This is a genomic window from Neorhizobium sp. P1_A6 (genome assembly GCF_056406795.1).
The window spans coordinates 197,811-210,388 of record NZ_JBFTZM010000006.1 but is presented as its reverse complement, the minus strand read 5'-3'; the positions used below and the strand labels follow the sequence as shown (position 1 = coordinate 210,388).

At 62.8% G+C, this 12,578-nt stretch carries 9 protein-coding genes; 5 read left to right on the top strand and 4 right to left on the bottom strand.

The window, feature by feature from the left end; all coding sequences use genetic code 11:
- Positions 1-4: 4 nt before the first annotated feature.
- The 4 genes from AC1D3C_RS14700 to AC1D3C_RS14685 all read right to left on the bottom strand — a co-directional run bounded on the left by AC1D3C_RS14700 (position 5) and on the right by AC1D3C_RS14685 (position 5,666).
- The gene (locus AC1D3C_RS14700) at positions 5-1,417 is read right to left on the bottom strand and encodes a GumC family protein (RefSeq protein ID WP_477483384.1); all 1,413 of its coding nucleotides are present in this window, start codon (positions 1,415-1,417) and stop codon (positions 5-7) included.
- A 338-nt stretch (positions 1,418-1,755) separates the two neighbouring features.
- Positions 1,756-3,714 (bottom strand): asparagine synthase (glutamine-hydrolyzing), encoded by a 1,959-nt coding sequence (asnB, locus tag AC1D3C_RS14695; RefSeq protein ID WP_477483383.1) that lies wholly within the window; start codon positions 3,712-3,714, stop codon positions 1,756-1,758.
- Positions 3,715-3,819: 105 nt separating this feature from the next.
- Positions 3,820-5,193 carry an FAD-containing oxidoreductase gene (locus AC1D3C_RS14690; RefSeq protein ID WP_477483382.1) on the bottom strand — a complete coding sequence of 458 codons (1,374 nt, stop codon included), beginning with the start codon at positions 5,191-5,193 and terminating at the stop codon, positions 3,820-3,822.
- Complete coding sequence (locus tag AC1D3C_RS14685) at positions 5,190-5,666, bottom strand: DUF4126 family protein (RefSeq protein ID WP_477483381.1); 477 nt, start codon at positions 5,664-5,666, stop codon at positions 5,190-5,192. Before AC1D3C_RS14685 ends, AC1D3C_RS14690 begins: the two co-directional genes overlap by 4 nt.
- A 275-nt stretch (positions 5,667-5,941) precedes the next feature.
- Between AC1D3C_RS14685 and AC1D3C_RS14680 the strand changes: the two genes are divergently transcribed.
- The 5 genes from AC1D3C_RS14680 to AC1D3C_RS14660 all read left to right on the top strand — a co-directional run bounded on the left by AC1D3C_RS14680 (position 5,942) and on the right by AC1D3C_RS14660 (position 12,506).
- Positions 5,942-7,768 carry a sensor histidine kinase gene (locus tag AC1D3C_RS14680; protein ID WP_477483380.1) on the top strand — a complete coding sequence of 609 codons (1,827 nt, stop codon included), beginning with the start codon at positions 5,942-5,944 and terminating at the stop codon, positions 7,766-7,768.
- Positions 7,765-9,135 (top strand): sigma-54-dependent transcriptional regulator, encoded by a 1,371-nt coding sequence (locus AC1D3C_RS14675; protein ID WP_477483379.1) that lies wholly within the window; start codon positions 7,765-7,767, stop codon positions 9,133-9,135. Before AC1D3C_RS14680 ends, AC1D3C_RS14675 begins: the two co-directional genes overlap by 4 nt.
- A gap of 211 nt (positions 9,136-9,346) precedes the next feature.
- Complete coding sequence (locus tag AC1D3C_RS14670) at positions 9,347-10,330, top strand: tripartite tricarboxylate transporter substrate binding protein BugD (RefSeq protein WP_038545710.1); 984 nt, start codon at positions 9,347-9,349, stop codon at positions 10,328-10,330.
- Positions 10,331-10,529: 199 nt separating this feature from the next.
- Positions 10,530-10,991, top strand: a complete 462-nt coding sequence (locus tag AC1D3C_RS14665) for a tripartite tricarboxylate transporter TctB family protein (RefSeq protein WP_038545707.1) — start codon at positions 10,530-10,532, stop codon at positions 10,989-10,991.
- Positions 10,992-11,000: 9 nt separating this feature from the next.
- On the top strand, positions 11,001-12,506 hold the full coding sequence (locus AC1D3C_RS14660) for a tripartite tricarboxylate transporter permease (RefSeq protein WP_477483378.1): 1,506 nt from the start codon (positions 11,001-11,003) through the stop codon (positions 12,504-12,506).
- Positions 12,507-12,578: the final 72 nt, after the last annotated feature.

Sequence of the window (12,578 nt, the reverse complement as noted above, 5' to 3'; positions counted from 1 at the left end):
AGGTTCAGGCGAACTCGCGGCCGGCTTCGCGCATATGGCCGAACAGGCCGAATGTGAGTGCCATCAGCACGCCGAAAATGGCGCCAGCGAAAGCGCCGCCGATCATCAGCAGCAGCGAGCTTGGCGGCCAGCTCTTCGATTGCGGCGGCACCGGCGGCGAAATCACCCGGACATTGCTGGTATCGATCTGCTGACGTTCACTGATCTGGTGCGTTCGCGACAGATAGGTTTCGTAGACGGCTGCCTTGGAGCGGGCATCCCGCTCAAGCTCGCGCAGGCGCACCTGGGCGTCGTTTTCGGTAAATACGGTCGAGCGCGAGGCGTCGGACTTGCGGCGCAGTTCCTGAAGAGCGTTGTTTGCCTGATCGACATCCGTCTTGGCGGACTGGAGAAGACGGGCGGCTTCCTCGGAGATCGCGCGATCGACGGAGGCAAGTTCAGACTGCAGGGCGACCAGACGCGGATGGCGGGCGCCATAAACGAGCGTCATCGAGCTGATCTGCTGCTGCAGGGCGCTATAGCTGGCGCGCAGGGTGACCATGGTGGCAGAGTCGAAGACAGCCGAATTCGCGACCCGCCTGTCGGCATAGGCCGCCTGCAGCTGCTTGTAGCGGGTATCGGCCTGGATCAGCCGTTGCTGGGCGTCGAGAACCTGGGTGTCGAGCGCGCCGGAAATACGGGTGCTGGTGAGTTCGCCGGCCGTCGATTGCAGGTCGTTCTGGCGCTTGAACTGCTCGACCTTCTCCTCGGCTTGCGTGACGGAGCGGCGCAGTTCGTCGAGCCGGCTGTTGAGGCCGATTGCAAGCTGGCCGGCGCTGGCCGAGGAGGATTTGAACAGTTCGCTTTCGAAGGCCGAGACGATCGCGTTCGACAGCTTGATCGACTTGTCGACGTCTCCAGTCCATACGGAAAGGACGACGACGAACGAGCCGTCGTCGCGGGTCGCGGTAATCTGCTTTTCGAGTTGCCGCAGGACGCTCAACTGCCTGTTCTCGGGCGCGGACGGCGATGAAATGAGGTTGCGCAGGCCGTCGAGCCGTCCGGGGCGGTTGAATTCCGGGTCTTCCGTGAGGTTGAGATCGTTGATGACCTTGGTCAGCACGTTGCGAGACGTCAGTACCCGCAATTTGCTCTCGACCTCCAGAAGCTGGGAATCCCGCTGCGGGTTGGCGGAGAAGACATCGTCGGAAACGACGTTGAGGTTGGAAGGATCGATGATGATCTCGGTGCTGACCGTATAGCGCGGCGAGGCAATGGCGGCGTAAAGCAGCGCGAGCACGGCGCCGAGGATCGCGGCGGCAATGATCCGCAGAAAGCCCTTGCGTAGCCAGCGGATGATATCGGTGAAATGGATATCCGTCAGGCTGTGAAGCTGTGCCTCGATCCGTTTTTCAAACGGAATGTCCTCGTATCGCATCCGGTCGTCATCTTCCCGTTCATAGGCGGGCGGATGGCGATGATAATCCGAACGGGGTCGATAGTCAGGTGCCGAAGAAGGACGAGGCTGATGGCGTGCCGGGGGGCGTTCTTCGGGCTCTTGTTCTTCTTGGATCGGATGGTCCAGGAGGGAGTTCTGGTATTCGCTGCGATGACGCAACGCCCGGGCCGATGCCGACCGCCGAGTATGTGGCTCCTTCGGCTCGTACATGGACTACCTCCGCCCTTCCGCCACAGCGAAAGAACCTACAATTGGACACACTCTGGCGATCATGCCGAATTGACGTGAATTTTAAGTTAATTGAAGATTTTCAAGAGCTAATAAGCAGCCTTGCGAACGGGATGCGCCTCGTCCGCGGCGGATCGGGTAAAACCCTTCAGCCAGAGTTGGGTGGACAATATGCCAACGAAAGCGGCGTTGTCGCGAAACCCTGAGACCGGGGCCAAGCGGCATTTCTGATGGAGTTTTGCGACGGCCTTCGGATTAAAGAGACCGGAGGCAGCGATTGCCTGTTCGCCGAGCATCTCGCCGACATAGGCCTGCGCGTTATTACCGGTGAAGGAACGGCTGTCCGGTGCGCGATAGGGCTGTTTCGGGCGCTTGCTGATGACATCCGGCAGCAGGTCCTTCGCGACACGGCGCAGGATGTGCTTCTCGTCGAGGCCCTTGAGCTTCACGCCCGGCGTCAGGCGACTGGCAAATTCCACCAATCGGTGGTCGAGGAAGGGGAAGCGGCCTTCGATCCCATGCGCCATCGCCATGCGGTCGCCCTGGCTCGACAGGATATAGCCGGGCAGCAGAAAACGGCTTTCGAGATATTGTGCCTGATGCAGCGGATGCCAGCGGCCGAAGTTTTCCGGCAGGCGGGAGGCGAGTTCTTCGGCGGCATCGTAGGTGCCGAGCGTGGCGCGGAGATCGTCGGAATAGAAGATCTTGGCGGCCGCCGTCGAGCGGAAGCGCGGGCGGTGGGAGAATAGCGGATCGTTCGCCACATCGTTGCCGGCGCTGAAGAAGGCAGCGAGATATTCGGCCGACTGCTGCTTTAGCCCGGGCAGGTAGGGATAGAGCTTGCGGAAAAGGTGTGGCCGCATCTTCGATCCGGGCTGGCGGGCGCAGAAGCGGCGCACGCGTGCCTCGCGAAAAATGTCGTAGCCGGCGAATACCTCGTCGGCACCTTCGCCGGTCAGGACGACTTTCATGCCGGCATCGCGAACAAGACCCGAGAGGCGGTAGAGCGGAGCAGGGGCGGTGCGCAGGACCGGCCGTTCGGTGAAACGGATCACATCCGGAAAACTTGCGGCGATATCGGCCGAGCCGCTGGCGACGGCGTGGTGACGGGTGCCGAGCGCTTCTGCGACTTGCCGCTGGAAAGCGCTTTCGTCGTGTTCGGCATCATCGAAAGTCACGGAGAAGGTGTTGAGGCCATTCGGAGCCATCGGTGCTGCGAGCGCCGCGATCAGCGAGGAGTCGAGCCCGCCGGAGAGATAGGCGCCGACCGGTACGTCGGCGCGCATGCGCAGCCGCGTCGCATCGGTCAACAGCGCCCGCAACTCCTCTTCCCGGACAGACTGATCGGCTTCGACGTGATGGCCGGCATCCGGAAAATCGAGCGTCCAATAAGGCCGGGTCTCGGTCCGACCGTTCCTGGCGATCATCAGGTGGCCGGGTTCGAGCTCGAAAATGCCCTTCAAGGCGGTGCGCGGCGGGATCGGCGTCCAGAGCGTGAAAATCTGATCGAGCGCCACGGGATCGAGTTCGGCCTCGATGCCCGGCACCTGAAGTAAGGCCTTGATCTCCGAGGCGAAATAGAGCGAGCCCTTGTGCTCCGTATAAAAGAGCGGCCTGACCCCCATCCGGTCGCGGGCAAGCATCAGCCGGCGCTCGTGGTGATCCCAGATGGCAAAGGCATAATCGCCGTTGAGGCGCGGGAGGCAGGCTTCGCCATAGGTCGCGTAAAGCTGCAGCAGGACTTCCGTATCGCTGCCGGTTCGGAAGGTGACGCCGCGCGCCTTCAGTTCGTCGCGCAGTTCGACATAGTTGAAGATCTCGCCGTTGAAGACGATGGTAAAACGGGCCTCGGCATCCGTCATCGGCTGCTGGCCGTCGGAAAGCCCGACGATCGACAGCCGCACATGCGCAAGGCCGAGGCCGGGAGCGGTGAAAATGCCTTGTCCGTCCGGTCCGCGATGGGCGATCGCGTGTGCCATGGAAGACAGCAGGGCCTCCGGATTTCCGGAGCCGTATGCCTCACCGACGAACCCCGCAAAACCGCACATCTGTTTCCATCATGACCAGGGACAAAGATGCCATCGGTCATAGAGGGAAATGCTTGCCGGCCGCTTCAGGTGATCGATAAAATTGTAATCGTGTCCAAAAGAGGCTCAGATCGGCTTCATGCCGAGCACCACGGTCGGCCAGAATTCCGAGACCGTCGGATGGATCGGCACCGCCCAGCGTAGTGTGTCATAGGTAGCGCGGGCATTCATCACGTCGAGCACGCCGTGGATCGACTCGTCGCCGCCGGTTCCGAGGATCGCGGCACCGAGGATCTCGTGCGTGTCCGCATCGGCCACGAATTTCATCAAGCCCTGCGTTTCGCCCTTTTCGACCGCGCGGCCGACCCTTGCCATGGACTGACGACCGACCAGGACCTTCCGCCCGGACTTGCGCGCCTCTGCCTCGCTCATGCCGACACGGCCGAGTGGCGGGTCGATATAAAGCGCGTAACCGACCAGCCGGTCGGAGACCTTGCGGTTCTCGCCGTCGAAGAGGTTTGCGGCGATGATCTCGAAATCGTTATAGGCGGTGTGGGTGAAGGCGCCTTTGCCGTTGCAGTCGCCCATCGCCCAGATGCCCTCGACATTGGTCGAGAGGTCGTCGCCGACCTTGATGTAACCCTTTGCATCCAGCTCGACGCCGGCCTTGTCGAGGCCGAGATCATCGGTGTTCGGGCGTCGTCCGACGGCGAGCAGCACATCAGAGCCGATCACTTCCGGTGCGCCGTCGGTGCAGTCGACGCCGACGGCGACGCCGTCCTCATGCTTTCGGAACCGGATGCACTCGGCGCCGGTGCGGATATGAATGCCTTCGGCTTCGAGGATCTCGCGGATCGCCTGTGAAATATCTTCGTCCTCGCGGCCGACAAGGCGCGGGCCTTTTTCGACGACGGTGACCTCGGCGCCGAAGCGGCGGTAGATCTGGGCGAATTCCAGCCCGATATAGCTGCCCCCGACGATGACAAGATGTTTTGGCACCCGGTCGAGCATGACGATATCGCTATTGGTCATGTAGGGCACGTCATCGACGCCCAGGAAATCCGGGATTGCGGCACGGCCGCCGACATTCAGGAAAATCTGCGGCGCGGTCAGAAGTTCGTCGCCGACGCGGATCGTGTTCTTATCCTCGAACCGGGCATGGCCGCGGATCAGCGTGCAGTTGGGCATGCCCTCGAGCCAGTTCTCGTTACTGTGGCGCGAGTCGAGCGTCACCTTGTGCGAACGCCGCATGACGGCCGGCATGTCGATCTTCACCGGGCTGTCGAGAACCACGCCATAATCGCTACCGCGGCGGGCGACATGGGCGGCATAGGCGCTGGCGACGAGCGTCTTGGTGGGCTTGCAGCCTGTGTTGACGCAGGTGCCGCCGACATGTTTGCGCTCGACGATCGCAACCGTCTTGCCGGCATCGTTGAAGCGCCCTGCGAGCGAGGGGCCGGCCTGGCCGGCTCCTATGATGATAGCGTCGAAGCTTTTCATACTGCGGCCGCGACAGGTAGGGACGCGACGATGAGGTAGGCCGCGATGATCGCGACAGCGTCCTCGATGAAGGCGGCCGGCGGATCCTTGCCGAAGCTGGCGGCCAACTTGGCGCGGACGGCGGCGCCACCATAGGTGCCGATCGCAGCGCCAATGATGCCGGCAATGAGGCCGACAATCCAGCCGCCATAGGGCGTGCCGATCGCGGCACCTGTGAGCGCGCCCATGATCAGGCGGGCGCCGAATTGCTGCGGCACCTTGCGGCTTGGCGTCGAGGGAAGCTGGTCGGTGACCAGTTCGACGACGGCAAGAATGGTGAAGATGCCAACGGCCCAGATCGTGCCCATGAAGGCGAGCCAGGAGCCGGAGAGGTTGAGCCAGCCGAGATAGGCGGCCCAGGCGATTGCGGCAGGTGCGGTCATGGCGCGCAGGCCGGCGACGACACCGATCAAAAGTGCGAGTAGATAGACCATTGAAACCCCCTTGTGGCTTTCCCCATTTGCGCCTGTGATCGAAGCACGATCAGTCGTGAAGTCAAGCAGCAGGTGGAAATTATCACGACGATACGAGGAATGCTTGCACGATCACGCACGCCGGCGCTTCAAACGCCTGCAGCGACCATGATCCGGCATGCCGGCTACATGCCAGCCCCATGCCGGAAGGATTTTATGGAAATCAGCAGTGCAGCGGTTAGAATGCCGTTTTCCCGTCAGCCCGGGCGGGAAATGAGCGGAGGAAACCGGACCTGTTGAGATATCGCATTCTTCTGCCGTTGGCCCTGCTTGCGGCGATCGGCGTTGCGCTGGTCTTCAAGGGCAGCGATATCCTCGCGCGGGGTTATATCGACGAGGCCGAGATCCAGGCGGGCACAACGCTGCGCCTGGCGGTGTCGGCGCTCGACGGCCATCTGAAGCGTTACGAGGCATTGCCGGCTCTGATCGCCGACCAGCAGAATATCGAGGCGCTGATCCTCGATCCGAAGAACGAGACGCTGCGGGCGACAACGAACACTTATCTCAAGGAGATCAATGGGGTTCTGAAATCCTCCGACATTTACGTGATGACCATGGACGGCGAGACGATCGCGGCCAGCAATTATGACAGCCCGGTCAGCTTCGTCGGCGAGAATTTCACCTATCGACCCTATTTCCAGGATGCGGCGGAGGGCCGCCAGTCGCGCTTTTATGCGCTCGGCACGACGTCTTTGAAGCGCGGCTACTATTTCGGGTCGCCGATCGAGATCGGCGGCGCCATCCGCGGGGTGATCGTCTTCAAGGTGGATATCGACAACCTCGAAGCCTCCTGGGGCGGCGGCGACGATCGGATTTTCGTTTCGGATCCCGAGGGCATCATCTTCATGACCGGCAGTCCCGAATGGCTTTATGCCAGCATCCTGCCGCTGACGCCCGACCGGATCGCCCGCACCGAGGCGTCGCGGCGGTATGCGGACGCCAAGCTCCGCGAATTGCCGGTCGAGCGCGGCAGCTTCGCAGGACGCGATGTCATGACCATCCGGGATGGCGGGGTCGAGAAGGAATATCTCGTCGTATCGCAACCGATGCCGGACGCCGGCTGGACCGTCAACGTGCTGATGGATACCAGCTCGGTCCATACCCAGGCAAAGACCGCGACGGTTGCAGCCCTTCTGACGCTCTGCCTTGCGGGTCTAGGGCTTGCCATCGTTCTTCAGCGCCGCGCGCGGCTCAACGAACGCCTGACGCTGCAAGCCGAGGCGCGCAACGAGCTCGAGCACCGCGTCGCCGAGCGCACCGCCGATCTCGCCCGCGTCAACAGCCGCATCGAGGAGGAGATCGCCGAACGGCGGCTCACCGAACAGCGGCTGCGACAGACCCAGGCAGACCTCATCCAGGCCGGCAAGCTCGCCGGTCTCGGCCAGATGTCGGCGGCTCTGTCGCACGAACTCAACCAGCCGCTCGCCGCCGCCAAGACCTATGCGGAGACGACCGGCGTGCTGATCGATCTCGGACGGACCGACGAGGCGCGGGACAATGTCCGGCGCATTTCAGCGCTCATCGACCGGATGGCCTCGATCAGCCGACACCTGCGCAACTTCGCCCGCAAGCCGAACGAAAAGCTCGGGCCTGTCGCGCTCGACGATGTGATGCGCGACACGCTGGAGATCGTCGCGGCGCGCCTGAAGGCGGCGGATGCGGAACTGGACATTGAGATCGATCCTGATACTCCCGCGGTGAAGGCAGGCGCGGTGCGGCTTCAACAGGTGCTGGTCAACATCATCACCAATGCCGCCGATGCCGTTGAAGGCCTTGACGACCGGCGCATCTCCGTCTCCGCCAGCCAAACGGATGGCAAGGTCCTTGTCTCGGTGCGCGATCGCGGGCCCGGCGTCGCTGCGGCAATTCACGAACGCATCTTCGATCCGTTCTTCACGACCAAAGGTGTCGGCAGGGGCCTGGGGCTGGGGCTGTCGATCTCCTACAACATCATCAAGGATTTCGGCGGCAGCTTGAGCGTTGCCGATCATCCGGAAGGCGGCGCGGTCTTCCTGATCGAACTCGAAGTTGCCGACGGCAATCTTCTGGAGGCAGCCGAGTGAGCGAGCAAAGGGTTCTGCTGGTCGACGACGAGGAGGAACTGCGCCGTTCGACGGCGCAGGCGCTGGAGCTTTTCGGCCTGTCGGTCCAGACCTTTTCCAATGCCGATCATGTGCTGGAGCTGACCGGTTTCGGCTTCGATGGCGTCGTCGTCAGCGATATCCGCATGCCGGGAACCGACGGCATGACGCTGCTCCAGAAGATCCGCGAACTCGACGCGGAGATCCCGGTCATCCTGGTCACCGGTCATGGCGACGTGCAGCTTGCGGTCAAGGCCATGCGGGAAGGCGCCTATGATTTCCTCGAAAAGCCGTTCACGCCGCAACATCTCGCCGGCATCATCCGGCGTGCGCTCGACCGGCGCAGCCTGGTGCTGGAAAACCGCCGCTTAAGGGCCGTCGCCGGCAAGCGCGACGATGTCGAAGCCCGGCTTCCGGGTCGCACCCAGGTCATGGTCGATCTGCGCTACCGGATACGTGCCATCGGCGCCACGGATGCCGATACGCTGATCATCGGCGAAACCGGTGCCGGCAAGGAAGTGGTGGCACGGGCGCTGCACGACATCAGTTCTCGCGCCAACAAGCCCTTCATCGCCATCAATTGTGCTGCCCTTCCCGACAACCTTATCGAGAGCGAGCTTTTCGGCCATGAGGCCGGTGCCTTTCCAGGAGCGCTCAGGCCGCGCTACGGCAAGTTCGAACACGGCCGCGGCGGCACGATCCTGCTTGATGAGATCGGCTCGATGCCAGTCGACCTGCAGGCGAAATTCCTGCGCGTGCTGCAGGAGCGGGTTATCACCCGGCTCGGCTCCAACGAGACCGTGCCGCTCGACGTGCGTTTTATCGCCACCAGCAAGGTGGATCTGGAAGCGGAAGTGGCGGCTGGCCGGTTCCGCGCCGACCTCCTTTACAGGCTCAATGTCGCGACCATCCATGTGCCGTCGCTGGCACAGCGGCGGGCGGATATTCCGCTGCTCTTTCTCCAACTCGTGCGGGAGGCAGCGGCGCGGTATGGCCGCGAGGACCTGGACGTACCGGCCGAGGTGACCTCCGCCATCGCCCAGCGCGACTGGCCGGGCAATGTCCGGGAACTGCGCAATGCTGCCGATCGGCTGGTGCTGGGTCTCGATCCGAAGCCGGGCGAAACCGGCGGCGTAAAGGATGGGGCAGGACGGCTCGCAGACAAGGTCGCAGCTTACGAGCGTAACCTGATTGCCGGCGAGATCGCCGCTCATGGGGGCGCGCTCAGGCCGGTTTACGAATCCCTCGGCATCTCGCGCAAGACGCTCTACGAGAAGATGCAGAAATACGGGCTGGACAAGAAGTTGCTCGGTCCGGAACACATGCTGCAGGATGACAGGGAGCGCTGATTGCGAGCTGCATGTGTGGAAATCCACCCATGCTTTTTGCGAATTGTTTCCGAATCCACCCATGCTGCGTCGCGGTATTCGCTGAAATGGCGCTTTGTGGCTTCCACAACGATTGCGCGTGCTCCGCGCCCTGCCGCAAATAGTGCTCAGGTTGGCGCCGGAGGAAATTTTGGGCGTCCACTGGTCCACATTTCATCCTGGAGGAGCCCCGATGAAAATCCTGAACGCCGTTATCGGCGCAACCGCTCTTGCGGCGCTTTCCCTTTTCGCCGCTTCCGCCAACGCCGCCGGTTATCCGGAGCGCCAGATCACCATGATCGTACCGTTTGCGGCCGGCGGCCCGACAGACACCGTGGCGCGTCTCGTCGCCGAGTCGATGTCGAAGGATCTCGGCCAGCAGATCGTCGTCGAAAATGTCGGTGGCGCCGGCGGCACCCTCGGCGCGGCCCGCGTCGCCAATGCCGAAGCGGACGGCTACACCGTTCTCCTGCACCATATCGGCATGGCGACCAGCGCCTCGCTCTATCGCAAGCTGCCCTATGACACGCTGAACGCCTTCGACTATGTCGGCCTCGTCACCGACGTTCCGATGACGCTCCTCGCCCGCAAGGACATGCCGGCGAACGACCTCAAGGGTCTCATCGAATATGCCAAGGCCAACAGCGACAAGGTGACGGTTGCAAATGCCGGCATCGGCGCCGCCTCGCATCTGTGCGGCATGCTGTTCATGAGCTCGATCAAGACGTCGCTCGTCACCGTTCCCTACAAGGGCACGGGTCCGGCGATGACCGATCTTCTCGGCGGTCAGGTCGACATCATGTGCGACCAGACCACCAACACCACGAAGCAGATCCAGGGCGGCACGGTGAAGGCCTATGCGGTCACGTCTCCGGAACGTCTCGGCGTCCTGAAGGACATTCCGACCGTCAAGGAAGCGGGCCTTCCGGACATGCAGGTCGGTATCTGGCATGGTCTCTATGCGCCGAAAGGCACCCCGAAGGATGCGGTCGACAAGCTCAACAAGGCTCTCAAATCTGCGTTGAAGAGCCCGAACGTCGCCGCCCGCTTCGCCGAACTCGGCACCGTGCCTTCGCCCGACAACGACGTTACCCCGGCGGCGCTGAAGGCCAAGCTCGAGAGCGAAATCGCTCGCTGGAAGCCGGTCATCCAGGCCGCCGGCCAGTACGCGGACTAAGGTGTTCGTCGGCGGCCGTCCCTTATCCGGCTGCCGCCACCTTCTCCCCGTTCTGACGGGGAGAAGGGATATGCCGCACCGTTACCGCCATCCTCGGACGATGGATCGGGCACGTTCCCTCTCCCCGCAAGCGGGGAGAGGGTTAGGGTGAGGGGCAACCCCCCTCTGCCCGTGCCTCCTCCAGCCCATCGGAGACACCATGAATTCCTTGAAATTCGACACTGCCAATCTGATCTGCGGGCTGCTGCTGATCGCGACGGGCCTGTTTTTCGCCTACCAGTCGTTCGAGCTCGAACTGGGTACGGCCCTGCGCATGGGACCTGGCTATTTCCCCTTCATCCTCGCCTGCGCGCTCGTCCTCTTCGGCGCGATCATCCTCATCCAGTCGATGCGAGTGGATGGAGGGCCGATCGGAGCGCTCGCCTGGCGCGGCATGTTCTTCATCCTGCCGGCGCCAATCTTCTTCGGGCTCACCGTCCGTGGCCTCGGCTTCGTGCCGTCGATCTTCGTCACCGCGCTGATTGCGTCCTTCGCCTCGGGACGCATGAAACCGCTCATGGCACTGGTCCTGTCGGCGGCGCTGACCCTGTTTTCGGTCGCCGTCTTCAGTTACGGCCTCGGCCTCCCGTTCCGCCGTTTCGGGCCATGGCTCGGTAATTGAGGTTGAGTGATGGATCTGTTCAATAATCTCGCGCTGGGTTTTGCGACCGCGACGTCGCTGGAGAACCTGTTCTTCTGCCTGATCGGCGTGCTGCTTGGCACCCTGATCGGCGTGCTTCCCGGTATCGGCGCCACGGCGACAATCGCCATGCTGTTGCCGATCACCTTCCAACTCGAGCCGGTCTCGTCGCTGATCATGCTTGCCGGCATCTATTACGGTGCGCAATACGGCGGATCGACCACGGCGATCCTGATCAACATGCCGGGCGAATCCTCGTCGGCCGTCACCGCCATCGACGGTTACCAGATGGCGCGCAAGGGCAAGGCCGGCGCCGCACTGGCGATCGCCGCGATCGGCTCTTTCTTCGCCGGCACGGTCTCGACCTTCCTGGTGGCGATCTTCGCGCCGCCGCTCACCCAGATCGCGCTGAAGTTCGGGGCGGCCGAATATTTCTCGCTGATGGTGGTCGGTCTCGTATCCTCGATCGCGCTTGCCCACGGTTCGATCCTCAAGGCGCTTGCCATGGTGGCGCTCGGCCTGCTGCTCGGCCTTGTCGGCACCGACATCTACACCGGCACCCCGCGCTTCACGCTCGGCATTCGTGAATATGCGGACGGGCTGAACTTCGTGGCGGTTGCGGTCGGCGTGTTCGGCATCGCGGAAATCCTCCGTAATCTCGAAAACGAAAAGACGCGTTCGGTCCTGATGGCCAAGGTTAGCGGCCTGATGCCGAGCCGCGAGGATTTCAGGGCCATGGTCGGACCGGTCCTGCGCGGCACGGCCATCGGTTCCATCCTCGGCATCCTGCCGGGCGGCGGCGCGATCCTTGCGGCATTTGCTTCCTACACGGTGGAAAAGAAGGTTTCGAAACATCCGGAAGAATTCGGCCACGGGGCGGTCGCCGGCGTTGCCGGTCCAGAATCGGCCAACAATGCAGGCGCTCAGACCTCGTTCATCCCGCTGCTCACCCTCGGCATTCCAGCGAACCCCGTCATGGCGCTGATGGTCGGTGCGATGATCATCCAGGGCATCGTGCCCGGTCCGAACGTCGCGATCGAACAGCCGGCACTGTTCTGGGGCATCATCGCCTCGATGTGGATCGGCAATCTGATGCTTGTGGTGCTCAACCTGCCGCTGATCGGGCTGTGGGTGAAGCTGCTGACCATCCCCTATTACGTGCTGTTCCCGATCATCATGGCCTTCTGTGCCATCGGGGTCTACAGCGTCAATTCCAACGTCTACGATCTCTACGCCGTCGCCTTCTTCGGCCTCATCGGCTACGCGCTGGTGAAGCTCCGCTGCGAACCGGCGCCGCTGCTACTCGGCTTCGTGCTCGGCCCGTTGCTGGAAGAGAACCTCAGGCGGGCGATGATCCTTTCGCGGGGAGATCCGACGACGTTCGTCACGCGTCCCATCAGCGCGGGCCTCCTCTTCCTCGCAGCCCTCGTCCTCGTCGTCGTCTTCCTGCCGAGTGTGAAGAAGAAGCGCGAGCAGGTCTTCGTCGAAGAGGACTGAGAAGCCGCGGACCGCGCGGCGCTGAAACTCTTCGCATGACTTCCTGACGGGTCATGCGGACGGCGCTCCAGG

Bases quoted from the DNA above. Each gene is read 5' to 3' on its own strand.
- AC1D3C_RS14660 (WP_477483378.1), top strand. From the start codon at position 11,001: ATGGATCTGTTCAATAATCTCGCGCTGGGTTTTGCGACCGCGACGTCG.
- AC1D3C_RS14670 (WP_038545710.1), top strand. From the start codon at position 9,347: ATGAAAATCCTGAACGCCGTTATCGGCGCAACCGCTCTTGCGGCGCTT.
- AC1D3C_RS14700 (WP_477483384.1), bottom strand. From the start codon at position 1,417: ATGCGATACGAGGACATTCCGTTTGAAAAACGGATCGAGGCACAGCTT.
- AC1D3C_RS14690 (WP_477483382.1), bottom strand. From the start codon at position 5,193: ATGAAAAGCTTCGACGCTATCATCATAGGAGCCGGCCAGGCCGGCCCC.
- AC1D3C_RS14665 (WP_038545707.1), top strand. From the start codon at position 10,530: ATGAATTCCTTGAAATTCGACACTGCCAATCTGATCTGCGGGCTGCTG.
- AC1D3C_RS14685 (WP_477483381.1), bottom strand. From the start codon at position 5,666: ATGGTCTATCTACTCGCACTTTTGATCGGTGTCGTCGCCGGCCTGCGC.
- asnB (WP_477483383.1), bottom strand. From the start codon at position 3,714: ATGTGCGGTTTTGCGGGGTTCGTCGGTGAGGCATACGGCTCCGGAAAT.